The sequence below is a fragment of the Bifidobacterium pullorum subsp. gallinarum genome, assembly GCF_000741215.1.
Taxonomy (GTDB): domain Bacteria; phylum Actinomycetota; class Actinomycetes; order Actinomycetales; family Bifidobacteriaceae; genus Bifidobacterium; species Bifidobacterium pullorum_B.
On record NZ_JGYX01000002.1, the window covers coordinates 119983 to 136736 of the forward strand.

The 16754-nt window shown below is 68.1% G+C and carries 12 protein-coding genes; 8 read left to right on the forward strand and 4 right to left on the reverse strand.

The window, feature by feature from the left end; all coding sequences use genetic code 11:
- Window positions 1-111 precede the first annotated feature (111 nt).
- Together BIGA_RS02785 and BIGA_RS02790 are read left to right on the forward strand one after the other, a co-directional pair.
- Window positions 112-2850, forward strand: coding sequence for a sensor histidine kinase (locus BIGA_RS02785; RefSeq protein WP_033506103.1), 2739 nt, complete (start codon window positions 112-114; stop codon window positions 2848-2850).
- Between the two features lie 85 nt (window positions 2851-2935).
- On the forward strand, window positions 2936-3652 hold the full coding sequence (locus BIGA_RS02790) for a response regulator (RefSeq protein ID WP_033506102.1): 717 nt from the start codon (window positions 2936-2938) through the stop codon (window positions 3650-3652).
- Between the two features lie 46 nt (window positions 3653-3698).
- Here BIGA_RS02790 and BIGA_RS02795 read toward each other — a convergent pair whose 3' ends face one another.
- The 3 genes from BIGA_RS02795 to BIGA_RS02805 form a co-directional block, all read right to left on the reverse strand.
- On the reverse strand, window positions 3699-6320 hold the full coding sequence (locus BIGA_RS02795; RefSeq protein ID WP_033506101.1) for an ABC transporter permease: 2622 nt from the start codon (window positions 6318-6320) through the stop codon (window positions 3699-3701).
- A 46-nt stretch (window positions 6321-6366) separates the two neighbouring features.
- Window positions 6367-7227, reverse strand: coding sequence for an ABC transporter ATP-binding protein (locus BIGA_RS02800; protein ID WP_081929375.1), 861 nt, complete (start codon window positions 7225-7227; stop codon window positions 6367-6369).
- A 190-nt stretch (window positions 7228-7417) separates the two neighbouring features.
- Window positions 7418-8719, reverse strand: a complete 1302-nt coding sequence (locus BIGA_RS02805) for an O-acetylhomoserine aminocarboxypropyltransferase/cysteine synthase family protein (RefSeq protein ID WP_033506099.1) — start codon at window positions 8717-8719, stop codon at window positions 7418-7420.
- Window positions 8720-9055: 336 nt separating this feature from the next.
- Here BIGA_RS02805 and BIGA_RS02810 point away from each other — a divergent pair, with 336 nt between their 5' ends.
- The 4 genes from BIGA_RS02810 (at window position 9056) to BIGA_RS02825 (ending at window position 13428) form a co-directional block, all read left to right on the forward strand.
- Window positions 9056-9928 (forward strand): PfkB family carbohydrate kinase, encoded by an 873-nt coding sequence (locus tag BIGA_RS02810; protein ID WP_033506097.1) that lies wholly within the window; start codon window positions 9056-9058, stop codon window positions 9926-9928.
- A 181-nt stretch (window positions 9929-10109) separates the two neighbouring features.
- The gene (locus BIGA_RS02815) at window positions 10110-10571 is read left to right on the forward strand and encodes a YraN family protein (protein WP_051917042.1); all 462 of its coding nucleotides are present in this window, start codon (window positions 10110-10112) and stop codon (window positions 10569-10571) included.
- Window positions 10571-12103 carry a YifB family Mg chelatase-like AAA ATPase gene (locus BIGA_RS02820; RefSeq protein WP_033506092.1) on the forward strand — a complete coding sequence of 511 codons (1533 nt, stop codon included), beginning with the start codon at window positions 10571-10573 and terminating at the stop codon, window positions 12101-12103. The genes BIGA_RS02815 and BIGA_RS02820 overlap by 1 nt, the downstream gene beginning before the upstream one ends.
- The gene (locus BIGA_RS02825; protein WP_081929377.1) at window positions 12100-13428 is read left to right on the forward strand and encodes a DNA-protecting protein DprA; all 1329 of its coding nucleotides are present in this window, start codon (window positions 12100-12102) and stop codon (window positions 13426-13428) included. The genes BIGA_RS02820 and BIGA_RS02825 overlap by 4 nt, the downstream gene beginning before the upstream one ends.
- A 7-nt stretch (window positions 13429-13435) precedes the next feature.
- Here BIGA_RS02825 and BIGA_RS02830 read toward each other — a convergent pair whose 3' ends face one another.
- The gene (locus BIGA_RS02830) at window positions 13436-13831 is read right to left on the reverse strand and encodes an MGMT family protein (RefSeq protein WP_317367685.1); all 396 of its coding nucleotides are present in this window, start codon (window positions 13829-13831) and stop codon (window positions 13436-13438) included.
- Between the two features lie 50 nt (window positions 13832-13881).
- Between BIGA_RS02830 and BIGA_RS02835 the strand changes: the two genes are divergently transcribed.
- Both BIGA_RS02835 and BIGA_RS02840 read left to right on the forward strand, forming a co-directional pair.
- Window positions 13882-15750 carry an FAD-binding protein gene (locus BIGA_RS02835; RefSeq protein WP_033506090.1) on the forward strand — a complete coding sequence of 623 codons (1869 nt, stop codon included), beginning with the start codon at window positions 13882-13884 and terminating at the stop codon, window positions 15748-15750.
- A 60-nt stretch (window positions 15751-15810) separates the two neighbouring features.
- Window positions 15811-16749 (forward strand): succinate dehydrogenase/fumarate reductase iron-sulfur subunit, encoded by a 939-nt coding sequence (locus tag BIGA_RS02840; RefSeq protein ID WP_033506088.1) that lies wholly within the window; start codon window positions 15811-15813, stop codon window positions 16747-16749.
- Window positions 16750-16754 lie beyond the last annotated feature (5 nt).

Consider the following 16754-nt stretch of genomic DNA (forward strand, 5'->3'; position numbering starts at 1 on the left):
ACACGTCGCGGCATGCCCGTCCGTCCTCATCCCGGCGTCCCTCGATTCCCGCGGTCCCTCATCCCCGAGCATGATGGCTGGCGGGCATCATCCCACGGTAGCCTTGAAGGCATGAACAGGTTGGAACGGTTCTCCCAGTGGCGCGGGCGCAACGTGCTGCCGATTGACATCATCGGCACGCTGGCGATCGCGTTCTTTGCGGTCGGCGTCGCCGCCTCCACCGGGGACACGCCGGGCATCCTGTTCGCGCATGATGCAACGTCTCAGATCATATGGTCCCTGGTTTCGCTGGTTCCGGTCATGTTCCGCCGTTGGCGTCCGCAGGCGGCGGCGTTGTGCTACGCGGGTCTGGTGGCGCTGCATCTGATCTTCGGCCCGGCCATGCTGTACAGCGATTTCCTTGCGCTGGTCATGGTGTATTCGGTGATCGTCTATGGCGATCCGCGCAATACCAAGGCGTTCATCGTGTTGGCCGCCGCGTTCGGCCTGTTCGCCACGATGGCGATCACCTGGTCGGTGGATGTGGGGCCGGCGTTCGGCCAGGTGTGGGTCGGCTACCGCCAGATGTATTACGGTGCGTGCAACACCGTCTATCAAGAAGGTCTTAACGGCGACTGCTCCTCCATACTGCTGTCCGAAGGCTTCCAGATGGGGCTGCTGGTGGCGGCGTGCCTGGTCGCCACCATCGTGCTCGCCTACTGGCAGCGCGCCCGGCAGGCGACGATCCGCATGCTGCGCGAACGCAACGAGGCAATTGCCGCGCGACAGGATGAGGAGCGCCGTATCGCCGCGTTGGCCGAGCGCGCGCGTATCGCCCGCGATATGCATGACGTGGTGGCGCATACGCTCTCGATCATCATCGTCCAATCCGATGGCGGCCGCTACGCCGGTGTCGGGAACCCCGCGGTGGCCCGCAGCACGATGGAGACGATTCGTCGTGAATCGGAGCGCGCGTTGCACGATATGAAACGTCTGCTCGGCGTGTTCGGCGGCTCCTCGCATGCCGATTACGACGACATCACCGCATTGGTGGACCAGGCGCGCGAGACCTCCCCTGGCACCGCGATCGTCCGCCGTACCGAAGGCACGGCCGCGCCGCAACGCTTGGGAGCACAGGCGAGTGTGGCCGTGTACCGCGTGGTGCAGGAGGCGTTGACCAACGTGCGCAAGTACGCGGGGCCGCGCCCCACGGTCCGCATCGACGAGCATTGGGACGACGACGGGCTGTCCCTGACGATCGCGGACAACGGCCGTGGCGCCTCCTCCGGATTGGATGGGCATGCGCCCGGCTACGGGCTAATCGGCATGCGGGAGCGTGTGCAGGCCGTGGGCGGCACCGTCAGTGCGGGACCGGGCATCGGCGGAGGGTTCGTGGTGTCCGTCACCGTGCCGTACGCCGCTACGCAGGATGCCGTTCCCAAGGCCGCCGGCGATGCGACGGCGCGATCCGCCGGCATCGCCACGGCCCCCATTCAGACCGCGGCGTCGCCGTCGGCAGTGGCTCCCGGCACCGGTCCGGCAACGTCTCCCGACGGGCAGGACCGCACCGCCGCTCCGATCCCGGTAGGCGAGGCGAACATGCACGCGATCGGCGACACCGACGCGACCGACGCGACCTTCTCGCACGTTTCGGCCGGGTCGCACGTTTCGGCCGGGTCGGCCGATTCGGCCGGGTTGACCGGCACGACCGATTCGGCCGGGTTGACCGGCACGACCGATTCGGCCGACCGCCCATCGTCCCCGCTGACCTTCCACATGCCGCGTCTGCCCCGGTTCGCGATGCCGTCGTTCCCGCTGCCGGAGCGCATCGTGCCTCCCTCGCTGCAGGAGATCGCCGGCAAGTTGCGTTCCAAGCCGATCGACCAGGCGGAGTCGGCGGGCGGCGAGCGGTTCAATTGGATCGAGCGACTCTCGCAATGGAGCGAGCGCCATTATCTGATGATGGATGTCATCGGTACAGTGCTGCTGATTCTGATGGCCTCCTCCGATCTGTTCGTCCACGCGGATTTCGTCAGCAGCCCGCTGTCCAACCATGCACTGTATATGTTCATCAGCGTGATGGTGATCGGCCCGTTGGCCTTCCATCGGCGGTTCCCGGAGGGCACCGCGGCCTTTCTGGCGGTGTTCTGCGCCTTCGAGATGGTGTTCCTGCCCAGCGCGCCCTGGTGCAACATGTTGGTGCTGTATGCGCTGTATGCGGCATCGGCGTATGGCCGGCCACGCGCGTGGATATGGCTGACCGCGGCCTCGCTGATCGATTCCATCCTGTTCGGCGTCAAGGTATCGGCCAATATCATGGGATTCAACACCATTTATGAGCTGATGTTCGGCACGCCGCCGCTTCGGCTGACGTTGTACATCGCCGCCGGGATGATGACCGGGGGCGTGGTGTTCCTGTTGTGCTGCGCGGCGATCATCTATGGGCGCTGGACCCGTGCGCGCGGCGCGAACGTGCTGATCCTGCAGGCTCGCGAGGAGGCGCTCAGGGCCGAGGAGGCCAAGCAGCGCGTGCTGGCGGCGAATATGGAGCGCGACCGGATCAGCGCCAGCATCCAGGCTGAGGTCACGGCCACGCTGACCACGGTCATCGACCAGGCGGTGGACGGTTTGGCGATGCTGGACGATTGCGCGGCGCGCGGCGAGACGCCCGCTCCGGAGACGATCGCCGCCGCGTTCGAGGCGATCGGTTCGCGCGGACGCGACGCGCTGGCGCATATGCGACAGCTGCTGCGGGTGCTGCGCGAGACCGGCTTCAGCGACGAGCACCGGCCGGCAGCACAGGAGACGATGCGGCTGACCCCGGCCGCCTCGCTGGACGACCAGCTGCGGGCCGCCACCGCCAAAGCATGACGCCAAGGCAACACCACGGTGCGGCTTCGGGGGGCTATGGACAACATCGACCGCGACTGCCAGTCAGTTCGCTACAGTGGAAGGCATGAATGCTATGCAACGGATTCGCGTGGTCATCGCCGACGACCAGGAGCTGGTGCGTGCCGGCTTCGCGATGGTGATCGGCTCCCAGCAGGATATGCAGGTGGTCGGGCAGGCGCGTGACGGCGCCGACGCCGTCCGGGTGGCCGAATCGCTGCACCCGGACGTGGTACTGATGGATGTGCGCATGCCCGGCATGGACGGCATCGAGGCGACCCGTCGCATCACCGCGCTGGAATCCGAGGCCGCCGAGGGGACGCGGCCGACGCGCGTCATCATCCTGACGACCTTCGACCTGGATGAGTACGTGATGGCGGCCATCAACGCGGGCGCCTCCGGCTTCCTGCTCAAGGACACCGAGCCGGAGACGCTGCTCAGCTCGATCCGCACCGTCTATCAGGGCAATGCCATCATCGCCCCCTCGGCCACCAAGCGTCTGATCGAGAAGATGATGGAGGACGGGTACACCAAGCCGCACCCTACGCCCGAGGCCGCCCCCGCCGCGCCGGTCTACACCGATCCGGAACTGGACGAGCTCACCGACCGCGAGCGCGAGGTGCTCATCGAGATCGCGCACGGCCTGAGCAATCAGGAGATCGCCGACAAGCTGTTCATCAGCCTGCCGACCGTCAAGACGCATGTGGCCCACATCCTGGCCAAGATCAACGCCCGCGACCGCGTGCAGGCCGTGGTCTTCGCCTATGACAACCATCTGGTATAGAAAATGACCTCCCTGCGATGAGGGAGGTCATTCCTTTTAAAGAGGCTCAGGCCTCGGACAAGGCCTCGACGGGCGGGGTCCTCACGGCCCGGCGGGCCGGGAAGACGCTGGCCAGCAGTGCGGCAACCGCGGCGATCGCCAGGATCGCCCCCGAGGTGGCCCAGTCGATCGGGAACACCACCGAGCCGAAGCTCATCGAGAACACGATGTACGAGCCGATCCAGCCGAACACGGTGCCGACCACGATGCCGACCACACCGCTGACCAGCGAGATCAGCAGCGCCTCGATGGCCAGCGAGCGCCGCAGCTGTCCGCGCGTCATGCCGATGGCGCGCAGCGTGGCCGATTCGCGGGTGCGTTCGATCACGGACAGGGACAGCGTGTTGGCCACGCCGATCAGCGCGATGATCACGGCCACGGCGAGCAGGGCCACCAGCACCATGAGCAGCATGTTGACCATGCCGTCCCAGGACACGCGTTCGGCGATCGATCCGCCGACGGTGATGCCGGGGATGGAGCTGACCGCCTGCTGGATGTCGTCGATCACATCCGCCGGGGTGACGGTGCCGTCGGTTTTGGCCCACACCTCGTAGCCGTCGGGCTTGGCGCCCAGCCGGTCGAGCGTGTCGGGCTGCATCAGCCCGTAGATGCCGTACGGGGTGTTCACCCCGCGGAACGGCGCGGCCTCGACGGTCGGTTTGAACGCGATGCCGTCGACGATGTCGCCGTCGTCGTTGTAGGTGGCGTTGAGTTCCAGATCGAGCACGGACCCGTCGCGCACCGGGTAGTCGTCACTGTCGCCGGCCAGCGCGTCGGGGACGAGCAGCACGCCGTCGCGCAATCCGTCGATGGCGTCGCCGTTCATCACGGCCCGACCCTGCTGTGCGGTGAGCGTGTACACCTGCAGGTTGCTGTCATAGTCGTCCGTATGCCAGACGGCGTTCGACGAGCCGATCAGTTCGGCGTCCTGGATGCCGGCGACCTTGCGGATGTCGTCGAGCACGGTCTGGTCCACGTCTTCGCCGGAGACCTGGATGTCCACGCTGTACCGGGCGTCGAGTTCGCTGGCGAGCGTCTGCCGGGCGCTGGCCGCGCCGGTGCCGAGCGTGGAGACCAGGGCCACGCCGATGAGCAGCGCGGTGCTGGTGGCGGCCACGCGCCGCGGGTTCTTCTGGATGTTGGCGGTGGCGATGGTGGATGCGGGGCCGATATGGGCCACAAGCGCGCCCACGCCCTTGAGCAGGAGCGGCACCCACCGGTTGGCGCACAGCAGCAGGCCGAGGAAGAAGATCATGACGCCACCCATGGCCATGAGCAGCACCAGAGAGAACTGCTCGTTGCTCAGCGCGGATTCGCCGTGCGCCTGCCGCCAGGTATCCACCACGGTGAACGCGGTGACGGCGGCGCCGAACAGCATCATCAGCAGGCTGACCACCAGTCGGGCGGCACCCGATTTCCTGGCCGCGCTGACCTCCAGCGGCTGCAGCGCCTCCAGCGGGGTGACGGTGGTGGCGGTGCGGGCCGATCCGAGCGAGGCCAGGATCGTCACCACCACGCCGAAGGCGATTGGTACCAGGAACACCTGCGGGGTGAGCACGGTCACGAAGCTGATGCCGGAGAACTCCACGCCCGCCACATGCAGCAGCTGCATCAGTCCGATGGACAGGCCCACCGCAACCAGCGAGGAGATCAGCCCCAGCAGCAGCGCCTCGGCCACCACGGAACGGTACAGCTGCCCCTTCTTCGCGCCGATGGTGCGCAGCAGCGCCAGCGTACGGCGGCGTTGCGCCACCAGCACCTGGAAGGTGTTGGCGATGACGAGCGCCGCCACGAACATGGCAAGCACGCCGAAGACCATCATGAACGTGGTCATCATGCTGGTCTGCCCGCCGCCCAGCCGTTCGAGCACCTGGTCCTCGCTCGCGCCGCGGTCCAGCGCGGCGAAGTGCGCGGGCAGCAGGGCGTTGACCTGCTTGATGACCTGTTCGGCGTCCGTGCCCGCCGGCGGCTGGATGTCCAGGTATAGGATCGTGCAGTTCAGCGATGCGTAGCCGGGATCGACGGCCACGCTATCCATCAGCCGTCCGATCGCCCCCTCGGACACGACGGCCGCGCCGCCGTAGTACGCGTACGCGCCGCCCGGATTCAGGCTCAGGCCGCTGACGGTCAGCTCGACGGGCGTGCCGTCCGAGTAGGCCGCGCCGACCGTATCCCCGATGCCGACGTCGAGCCGCGCCGCCATATCCCGCGGGAGTACGATCTGCCCGTCGCCGGACGGCCACTCACCCTCCGCCAGATCGACCGGCATCAGCGTGGACGGCGTGGCGTTCGCGATGACGATGCCGCTGGAGTGCCGGTCGCCGGCGGTCACCTCGATGTTCAGCGTCACCTCGGCGCGCACGCCGGCCACGCCCTCGACCCGGCGCACCTGGTCCAGGTTCAGGTCGCCGACGGTGATGCCGTACATCGGCGCGTCATCGTCGCTGGCCACGACCGCGTAATTCGCGTCCCCGTAGGACGCCGAGATCTGCCGGCGCAGCGAGTAGTCGAGCGTGTTGCCGAACAGCAGCGTGCTGGCGATGAACATCGTGCCGATCAGGATGGCGATGCCCGCCGGGATCAGCATCCGGGCGTTCTTTCGCATGAGTTTGAGCGTTATCGACCACATGAGCGTTCCTCCTTACCTCTGTTATGCCGTAACCAATGCGTGTGGATTAGCGGCGATGGCGGCCGGCGGTTGCGGCATGCGCCCCGGCGCGCGTGTTCCGCGCATCCCGCGGCGGCAGCGGCACGCCGGCTCCCGCGTGCGGCGATTGCGGTCCGGTCGGCGTCAGGGACTGGCGGGTGGCCCGCTCCCGCTCCTGCATGAGCAGCTGGTTCATGCGTTCGGCGGTCGGGTCGGTCTCGTCGGCCACGATGCGGCCGTCCGCGAAGACGATGGCCCGGTCCGCGTAGGAGGCGGCGACCGCGTCATGGGTGACCATGATGATCGTCTGCCCCAATTCGTTGACCGAGCGGCGCAGGAAGCTCAGGACCTCCGCGCTGGAGACGGAATCCAGGTTGCCGGTCGGCTCGTCGGCGAAGACGAGCTGGGGGCGTGCGATCAGCGCGCGGGCGATGGCGACGCGCTGCTGCTGGCCGCCGGACAGCTCGTTCGGGCGGTGGCCCAGGCGCTGCTTGAGCCCCAGCGTGGTCACGAGCAGGTCGAACCAGGCGCGGTCCGGTTTCTCGCCGGCCAGCGTCAGCGGCATGATGATGTTCTGCTCGGCGGTGAACATCGGCAGCAGGTTGAAGCTTTGGAAGATGAAGCCGATCTTGTGTCGGCGCAGCATGGTCAGCTGGTTGTCGGTCATGGTGGTGATGTCGGCGCCATCGAACATGATGTGCCCGCCGGTGGCGGAGTCGAGTCCGGCGAGCGTGTGCATCAGCGTGGACTTGCCGGAGCCGGACGGCCCCATGATGGCGGTGAACCGCCCCTGTTCGAACGCCACGTTCACGTCGCGCAGCGCATGGACGGCGTTCTCGCCGTTTCCGTAATCCTTGACCAGGTCGATGGCCTCGATGGCAGTGTTCATGTCGCACCCCTTGGTTGTCCGGAGCCGGGGTCCATCCCGGCTGTTGCCCCCAAGCTATCCCCGGTCCGGGGTCGGCCCACATCGTGCGCCGGGCGGAACCGCGGCGTCGCCGTCATCCCTGGGGATGACGGCGACGCCTAGGATGCTCCGGACCCGTGTGCGGACCGGCGGTGCGGATATGGGCCGGCGTTCAGCGCAGGTCCCGCACGGCGGCGAACCCGCGCTCGAGGTCGGCGAGGATGTCGTCGATATGCTCCAGGCCGATCGACAGGCGGATGGTGCCGGGGCCGATGCCCTGCGCCGCCAGCTCCTCCTCGCTCTCCTGCGAGTGGGTCGTCGAGGCGGGATGGATGACCAGGCTCTTGGCGTCGGCCACGTTGGCCAGCAGGCTGAACAGGCTCAGCCCGTCGATGAACGCGCGGGCCGCGTCCAGGCCGCCGCGGATGTCGAACGTGAAGATCGGGCAGGCGCCGTTCGGGAAGTAGCGCAGGTAGCGTTCGTGGTCCTCGCGCCCCTCGATCGAGGGGTGCGAGATCGAAGCGACCTCGGGGACGGTGCGCAGGTATTCGATGACGCGCAGGGCGTTGGCGACATGCCGCTCCACGCGCAGGCTCAGCGTCTCGATGCCCTGCAGCAGCAGGAACGCGGCGAACGGCGAGATCGTCGCGCCGGTGTCGCGCAGCAGCACGGCGCGGGCGCGGGTGACGAACGCGGTCGGTCCGAGCGCCTCGAAGAACCGCAGCCCATGGTACGAGGGGTCCGGTTCGGTCAGCGTGGGGAATCCGCCGGCGCCGGCCGCCCAGTCGAACCGTCCACCCTCCACGATCACGCCGCCGAGCGTGGTGCCGTGTCCGCCGAGGAACTTGGTCGCCGATTCGACGACGATGTCGGCGCCGTGTTCGAGCGGCCGGAACAGGTACGGCGTGGCGAAGGTGTTGTCGACGATCACCGGCAGCCCGTGGCGGTGGGCGATCGCGGCGATCGCCTCGAAGTCGGGCAGGTCGGCATTGGGGTTGCCGAAAGTCTCGAAGTAGACGAGCCGGGTGCGATCGGTGATCGCCGCCTCCAGGGCGGCGTGGTCGGCGATGTCGACGAACGTGGTGGTGATCCCGTCGCGCGGCAGCGTGTGGCGCAGCAGGTTGTAGGTGCCGCCATAGATGGTATGGGAGGCGACGATGTGGTCGCCGGATTGGGTGATGTTGCGCAGCGCGTATTCGACGGCGGCCGCGCCCGAGGCGACGGCGAGCGCCGCGGTGCCGCCTTCGAGCGCGGCGACGCGCTGTTCGAGCACCTCCTGCGTCGTGTTGGTCAGCCGCCCGTAGATGTTGCCCGCATCGGCGAGCGCGAACCGGGCCGCAGCCTGGTCGAAGTCGCGGAACACGTAGCTGGTCGTGGCGTAGATCGGCACGGCGCGGGCGTCGGTGGCGGGGTCGGGCTGTTCCTGGCCGGCGTGCAGCTGCAGGGTTTCGAAGTGGTGTTGTGCGGTGGTCATGGTTGCTCCCGTGTTCGGTGGTTCCTTGGGTTGGCTGCGGACGATGCGGGGCATCGGCGTTGGTGGCGACTGTAGGCCGCGGGCCGTCGGTACGGCAAGGTTCACGGCTATCGGCGTTGGTTATAGCCGTTTATCATTCGCCGCCATTGGAGGTCTTACGCGGCGCAGCGCCTCGGCGGATCCGTCGCGGTTCGAGACGACACGCCGTAATTCTCTCGGATTTATGTCCGCATTTCGGACAGTATGGGACTCCCCCTGTCCCCGGGGCCCCGGAATGTCGCGCGAATGGGTAATGTCGGGAGCGTAGACCAACAGTCCCTAATGAATCGAGGGGTTATGAGTGATGTGAAGCTGTATGACCGCAATCCGGCGTATATCCCGCGCGTGGCCGCCGTGCATGACATGTGCGGCTACGGCAAGTGCTCGCTGACCGCGGCGATCCCGATCCTGTCCGCCGCGGGCTGCGACGTGTGCCCGGTGCCGACCGGTCTGTTCTCCTCGCACACCAAGTATCCGGTGTTCACGTTCCATGACACCACGGAGATCCTCAACGGATACCTGGACGCATGGGGCAAGATCGGCGTGGGGCTCGACGGCGTGTACAGCGGCTTCCTCGGCTCGGCCGACCAGGTGGCGGTCATTCAGCGCCTGTACCACGAATATCCGGGCGCCCTGCGGCTGGTGGATCCGGTGATGGGCGACGGCGGCCAGATGTATCCGACGTATACCGACGAGCTGTGCGAGGCGATGGGTGCCCTGGCCGATGGCGCGGATGTGCTGATGCCGAACCTGACCGAGGCGAGCATCCTGACCGGTCGCGATTATCCGGGGCAGAACCTGGATGACGCCGAGGTGACCGACTGGCTGGATGCGCTGCTCAAGCTGGGCGCCAGGAACGTGGTGCTCAAGGGCATCGACCGCGGGGACGGATTCCTGCGCAACTATGTGGCCAGCGCCGAAACCGGCGCCGAGCACAAGCAGGAACATGCGCACGAGAAACTGCCGTACATGATCCACGGCACCGGCGACGCCTTCGCCTCCGCACTGTGCGGCGCGGTGATGGCGGGCAAGGGGCTGTCCGAGGCCGCGGCCATCGCCGGCGAATTCGTGCGCGACGCGATGGTCAGCACCCGCAACCAGCCCGATTTCGAGGAGCGCGGCGTCAGCTTCGAGCTCAACCTCGGCGCGATGACGGCGCTGCTGCACTGAGCGGCGGCCTTCGGCGGCCTGTAGCCGACATACGGCGTCCCTGCGCGGAATATGCGACGTTCCGCGCAGGGACGCCGTATGTATTGCATGAACTTATCCACAACACGCCCGAAACCGCCCGCTGCGGTCACATCGCCCTGCGCCGCTTTCCCCGCAGACGGAAGTCTGGTGCACTGAAACCATGACCACAGCACAGATCACAACGGCGCAGCCATCGGCGGAATCGGCAGCGGAGCATGCCCGGCCCCTGGCCCGGCTCGCGCATGGCCTGCAGGACGGCACATTGGACGCCAAGCAGTTGGGGGCCGCCGGGGAGGCCTATGCCGCCGGCTGGCTGGAGCACCATGGCTGGCGCGTCCTCTCGCGCAATTGGCGTACACGCTACGGCGAGCTCGACATCGTGGCGTTGACCCCGGAGGACCTGATCGCCTTCGTGGAGGTCAAGACCAGGCGTTCGCTGCGCTGCGGCTTCCCCCAGGAGGCCGTCGATATGAGGAAGCAGGCGAATCTGCGCCGGGCGGGCGTGCAATGGCTGCTGGACCCGGGGCATAGGATCGCGCACCGCGGCGTGCGCTTCGATGTCGTCTCGATCATCGTGCGCGGCGGACGACCGCTGCTGCACCACATACCGGGGGCGTTCTGATGGCCATCGGCGGAGCGTTGTCCATCGGATTGATCGGCATCAAGGCCTTCATCATCCAGGTGCAGGCCTTCATCTCCCCCGGTCTGCCGTACTTCAGCATCATCGGCCTGCCCGACGCCTCGCTGTCCGAAGCCCGCGAACGCGTCAAATCGGCCTGCCATGCCTGCGGCCTGCGTTGGCCGGAGACGCGGGTCACCGTGAACCTCTCCCCCGCCTCCATGCCCAAGCGCGGTTCCTCGCATGACCTGGCGATTGCGGCCAGCGTGCTGAGCGCCGCCGGGGCGATTCCGCCGGACTGTCTGAACGAGGTCGTGGTGATCGGCGAGGTCAATCTGGACGGCACGGTCCTGCCCGTCAACGGACTGCTGCCCATCATGCTGCACGCCAAGGAACGCGGGCTGCGCCGCATGGTGGTGCCGTACGCCAACCTTGACGAGGCCTCGCTGGTGGACGGCCCGCAGGTCATCGGGGTCAGGCACGTCGGCGAACTCATCGAGATGATGGGCGGCAGCGCCCGCTATCAGATGCCGCACGACCTGCCCGTCGGCGAGCAGCCCCGGCAACCGGTGTTCGACGCGTCCCACCCCGGAGACATGGCCGAAGTCATCGGCCAGGCCGAAGCCAAGAAGGCGCTTGAGGTGGCGGCCGCCGGCGGCCATCATCTGCTCATGGTGGGGCCTCCCGGTTCCGGCAAGACCATGCTGGCCTCACGCCTGCCCGGCATCATGAGCCCGTTGAACGAACGCGAGCAGCTGGAGGTGGCCTCGATCCGCTCCCTGTGCGGCACGCTGCAGCACTACGGCATCTCTGACGTCCCTCCGTTCGAGGCGCCGCATCATACGGCCTCCTGTCCCTCGCTGGTCGGCGGTGGCAGCGGACTGGCCCAGCCGGGGGCGATCTCCCGCGCCCACTGCGGCATCCTGTTCATGGACGAGGCACCGGAGTTCTCCACCCGCGCATTGCAGACCCTGCGCGAGCCGTTGGAATCCGGGCATGTGGTGCTCACCCGTTCGGGCGGCACCACGTATTACCCGGCCGACTTCCAACTCGTCATGGCGGCCAACCCCTGCCCGTGCGGGTTCGACTACGGCACCGGAGAGCGGTGCACATGCCGGGAACGGGATCGGATGCGGTATTTCTCCCGACTCTCCGGCCCAATCCTCGACCGCATCGACATCCAGATCACGGTGCCGCCGGTCACCACGCTGCTGGCCGCCGACACCGTTCCCGCGGAGCCCAGCGCCCGGATCCGCGAGCGCGTCATCCAGGCCCGCCATACGGCGCAGGAACGCTTCGCCCGGCATGGATGGAGCTGCAACGCGCAGGCCTCCGGCTCATGGCTGCGTGATCATACCTCACGCGCGGCGCTGCAAGTCATCGACCGGGCGTTGAACCGCGAGCGGCTCAGCCTGCGGGGCGCGGACCGGTCGATGCGCCTGGCGTGGACGCTGGCCGACCTCTCGGGCGCCGACTCCCCCACGCCGGACCATATGTTCACGGCCATCGGCCTGCGTACCGAGGACCGCCCATGAACGCCGAACAGTCGCCTCCCATGCCCGCCCCGGACGCCGAAACCGTGTCCCGGGCCGTGCTCACCGCCGCCATCAACGGCGCGGACGCGTTGATGTTCGCCACGCTCAAGGGCTCCGACAGCGCCGAGGCCCTGGCGGCCACGCTGATGTCGGCGGCGCGGCACGAGACCATGCCCGCGGCCACCCGCAAAGCGCTGGACGGCTGCTTCGCCACCGGTCTGAGCCGATTGGGCCGCAAGGTGCAGCCCGAGGCCATGCGGGCGTTCCATACGGCATTGAACGGATGGATCCGCCGGCTACACACGCTCCCCGGCTCCTCCACGGACGAGCTGGCCGAGCGGATGACGGACGGCGGCGGGATGTGGATCATCGCCCCGCACAGCCCGTACTGGCCCCATCAGCTGGACGACCTCGTCACCCGCAAGGATTGGGCGCCGCCCCTGTGCCTGTGGGGCCTGGGAGACCCCGAATCGCTGGTCTGCTGCGACAGCCCGCTGGCGATCGTGGGGTCACGGGCGGCCGACGACTACGGGTGCACCGTGGCGCAGGAGTTGGCCGCGCAGGCCGCGGCGGACGGTCATCTGGTGGTTTCCGGCGGCGCCATGGGCATCGACGCCGCGGCGCATCTGGGTGCCCTGGCCGCCGTACCACCGGGTTCCGGCGCCACGATTCCCCCGGGACGTACGGTCGCGGTATTCGCCGGTGGGCTGCATCACATCGGGCCGCAACGCAACCGTCGCCTCTTCGAGAGGATGCGGCGGCAGGGCGGGGCGTTGATCAGCGAACTGTGCCCGGACGTCATTCCGGAATCCCACCGGTTCCTGCTGCGCAACCGGCTCATCGCGGCGTTGGCCTCCTCCGTGGTGGTGGCGCAGGCCCGCCCCCGGTCCGGCGCGTTGAACACGGCGAGATGGGCGTCCGACCTGAACCGCCAGCTGTACGCGGTCCCGGGCTCGATCACCTCACCGCGCAACGCCGGCTGCAATTCGCTGATCCATACGGGCATGGCCATGATCATCTCCTCGATGCGCTGCATCGACGAGATCTGTCACACCGCGCACCCGCCCATCGACCGCACCGCGGACGGCATCGCCTCGCAGGATGCGGCCCCGGACGGCGGGACCCCATCCACCCAACCTATCCTCGACGCCATAGCCGCATGCCGGCGGCGGCATAGCCCGGCCACGGCGGACATCATCCTGGCCGAGCTGCAGGCCGCAGGCATGAGCCCCGGCGTGGAACAGGTGCTGGCCGAGCTGGCGCGCCTCGAATTGGAGGGCGTCATCGTGCGCGAACGAACCGGCTATGCCGTTGCCGACGGTTGAGACCGGCCTATGCCCGCCATTGGCAACGCGCCATATCCACCCGCCAGCCCTCGGCGCCGGCGTTGGGCGCGCCCTCCGGCGGCGGCACGAACACCACGCCTTCGGCCTCCAGCAGCTCACGCTGGCGCTCCTCACCGCCGAATGCGAATCCGGGCGCCAGCGAACCGTCGCGGAACACCACACGGTGGCAGGGGATCACCCCGGGCTCGGGGTTGGCGTGCAGCGCGAACCCCACGAACCGCGCGGCACGGGGGCGTCCGGCGAGCGCCGCCACCTGCCCGTAGGTCGCCACGCATCCGCGCGGTATGCGCCTGACGACCTCGTAGACGCCGGCGTTGAACGATTGCGTCCGCCCCGCATCCTCGGACGCCGATGCACCGCCTTGGGTGCCATCAGGTACCAACGACTCACTCATGGCTCCATTATTACCGCCGTTGTGCGAGAATCAAGACTATGAGTCCGAAGCATGTCGAAGCAATGTATGATGTCGTGATCGTCGGCGCCGGCGCGGCCGGCCTGTCGGCGGCGCTGGGTATGGTCCACTCCCCCGAATTCGCCGAACGCCGGGCCTTGGGCGAGGAGCCCTCCGTGCTGGTGATCTCCAAGCTCCAGCCGCTGCGTTCCCATACCGGTTCGGCCGAGGGCGGCATCGCCGCCAGCTTGGGCAATGTGGAGCACGACGACTGGCATTGGCATTACTATGACACGGTCAAGGGCGGCGACTGGCTGGTCGACCAGGACGCGGCCAGGCTGCTCGCGCAGGAGGCCCCCGCCGCGGTCATCAACCTCGAACGCATGGGGGTGGCCTTCTCGCGCACCGAGGACGGACATATCGCGCAGCGGCGCTTCGGCGGGCATACCGCCGACTTCGGCCAGCAGCCGGTCAAGCGCGCCGCCTACGCCGCCGACCGCATCGGTCACCAGATCCTGCACGCGCTGTGGCAGCAGTGCGTGGCGGCCGGCATCGCATTCGCCGAGGAATGGTATGTGACCGACCTGGTGCTGGACGAGGCGCGCACCAAGGTCGAGGGCGTGGTGGCGTTCGATACGCATACCGGCGCCGTGCACGCCGTGCACGCCAGGAACGTCATGCTGGCCACGGGAGGCGCGGGCAGGCTGTTCCACACCACGTCGAACTCGTGGGATCTGACCGGCGACGGCATGGCATTGGCCCTGAACGCCGGTCTGCAGCTTGAGGATGTGGAGTTCATGCAGTTCCACCCCACCGGGCTGGCGCATACCGGCATCCTCCTGTCCGAGGCTGCGCGCGCCGAGGGCGGTGTGCTGCGCAACGCCGAGGGCGAGGCGTTCATGCAGCGCTACGCCCCGGGTCATGCCGACCTGGCCGCGCGCGACGTGGTCAGCCGCGCCATCCGATCGGAGACCGACGCCGGGCGCGGCGTGGCCGATCCGAAGGATCCTGCGGGTCGCAGGGACTGCGTATGGCTGGATATGCGCGGCATCGACGCCGACCATATGAACGAGGTGCTGCCCGAGGTAGTGGCCACCATCCGCAAGTACGCGAACCTTGATCCGGCCGTTGACCTGATCCCGGTCAAGCCGACCGCCCACTATACGATGGGCGGCATCCCGGTGACCGTGGACGGCGAGGTCTACCGTTGGGCCGATGGGCGGCGCGCCACGGTCGAGGGACTGTTCGCCGCCGGCGAGTGCTCGTGCGTGTCCGTGCACGGCGCGAATCGACTGGGAGGCAATTCGCTGCTCGACGCCTGCCTGTTCGGCACCCGCGCCGGCCGTTCGATGGCCGCGCGTCTGGAGGGTGCCGCAGCCGCGCCGGATGCCGGCGACGAAACCGTCCAGGACCGGGTGGATGACGCCGCAGCCGCACGCAGGACCCAGGTGGCCGACCTGCTGGCCGCGGCCAAGGTCGGCGCCGACGCCGATGCCGACGACGAGGATACGGCCGACGGCAACCCCTATCAACTGATGGCCGAACTCGGCGCCGTCATGGAGTCGGCGCTGGCGGTCCACTGCAGCGAGGACACCATCGCCGCCGCGCGTGAGGACATCGCCGAGCGGATCGCGCCGCAGGCCGCGAGCCTCCATCCGCATAGCGACACCCCCGCGTTCAACCAGGAGCTGACCGCCATCTGGGAGGTGCGCCATCTGATCGACCTGGGGTCGGCCATGCTTGAGGCCTCCGACGCGCGTCATGAATCGCGCGGCTCGCTGTACCGGATGGATTTCCCCGCACGCGACGACGGACGCTTCCTGGCCCATTCGATGACCGACGCCGAGGGCGGCATCGGCTGGCAGCCGGTGCATATCGAGGACATGCCGCCGCAGGCCCGTTCGTACTGAGCCGGACGGGTACGGGATATGGCAGACTATATGACGGTTTTTGACAGGAAAGGCGGAGCAATGAGCGGCGGACTCGAGAACGACATGACCACGGTGACGTTGCGTGTGCACCGGTTCACGCCACGCGCCGAGCGCGAGCGCGACCGTGCGCGCGCGGGCAGTCCGTTCGCCAGGAAGTCCTCCCCGTTCGGCGGCGATTCGGCCCGCCGACGCCCACGCGGCAAGCAGTGGGTGCAGGAGTACACGATTGCGGCCCGCCCCGAGGATACGGTGCTGGACTGCCTGCTGACCATCAAGCGGACGGTCGACCCGACCTTGGCTTTCCGTTATTCCTGCGGCCACGGCATGTGCGGTTCGGACGCGGTGGCGATCAACGGCGCGCCCACGCTGCTGTGCACCGCCACGGTGGCCGACTGGGCCAAGCCGGAGGCCTCCGCCACCGACGAGGAGGGGTTCCGCAGGACCGGTGGCGTGGACGACGCGGATGATACGGACGCGCCGTCCGGGGATGTTCCGGACGGGTCCCTCGGCGTCATCGAACTGGCGGCGCTTCCCGGGTTCCCCGTGCAGCGCGACCTGATCGCGGACATCGACCCGATGCTCGAACAGATCAGGAAGCTCAAGCCGTACCTGCAGGCCGACGGCGTGCTGGCCACCACCGACGAGGGCAAGGTGGACGTCTTCGAATACCTGCAGCACCCCGACCAGCTGGCCAGGTACGAGCTGCTCAGCAACTGCATCGCCTGCGGCGTGTGCGAGGGCAGCTGTCCTGTGTTCGCCGGCGGCGAGGCGTTCATCGGCCCGGCCGCGCTGATCACGGCGTCCCGGTTCATCAACGATTCGCGCGATACGCAGGCCGCGGAGCGCATGGACGCCATCGACACGGCGGACGGCATCGCGGCATGCCAGTCGGTGCGCGCCTGCACCCGTGAATGCCCGCGCGGCATCGACGTCGGCGAGGAGATCTGGCAGCTGATCGCGCAGGTCAAGGAACGCTGACCCAT

What these genes read in the sequence shown, in the direction of transcription:
- BIGA_RS02805 (WP_033506099.1), bottom strand. Translation starts at nt 8,719, where the DNA reads ATGACCACCGCACAACACCACTTCGAAACCCTGCAGCTGCACGCCGGC.
- BIGA_RS02840 (WP_033506088.1), top strand. Translation starts at nt 15,811, where the DNA reads ATGAGCGGCGGACTCGAGAACGACATGACCACGGTGACGTTGCGTGTG.
- BIGA_RS02790 (WP_033506102.1), top strand. Translation starts at nt 2,936, where the DNA reads ATGAATGCTATGCAACGGATTCGCGTGGTCATCGCCGACGACCAGGAG.
- BIGA_RS02785 (WP_033506103.1), top strand. Translation starts at nt 112, where the DNA reads ATGAACAGGTTGGAACGGTTCTCCCAGTGGCGCGGGCGCAACGTGCTG.
- BIGA_RS02800 (WP_081929375.1), bottom strand. Translation starts at nt 7,227, where the DNA reads ATGAACACTGCCATCGAGGCCATCGACCTGGTCAAGGATTACGGAAAC.
- BIGA_RS02795 (WP_033506101.1), bottom strand. Translation starts at nt 6,320, where the DNA reads ATGTGGTCGATAACGCTCAAACTCATGCGAAAGAACGCCCGGATGCTG.
- BIGA_RS02825 (WP_081929377.1), top strand. Translation starts at nt 12,100, where the DNA reads ATGAACGCCGAACAGTCGCCTCCCATGCCCGCCCCGGACGCCGAAACC.
- BIGA_RS02835 (WP_033506090.1), top strand. Translation starts at nt 13,882, where the DNA reads ATGAGTCCGAAGCATGTCGAAGCAATGTATGATGTCGTGATCGTCGGC.
- BIGA_RS02815 (WP_051917042.1), top strand. Translation starts at nt 10,110, where the DNA reads ATGACCACAGCACAGATCACAACGGCGCAGCCATCGGCGGAATCGGCA.
- BIGA_RS02820 (WP_033506092.1), top strand. Translation starts at nt 10,571, where the DNA reads ATGGCCATCGGCGGAGCGTTGTCCATCGGATTGATCGGCATCAAGGCC.
- BIGA_RS02810 (WP_033506097.1), top strand. Translation starts at nt 9,056, where the DNA reads ATGAGTGATGTGAAGCTGTATGACCGCAATCCGGCGTATATCCCGCGC.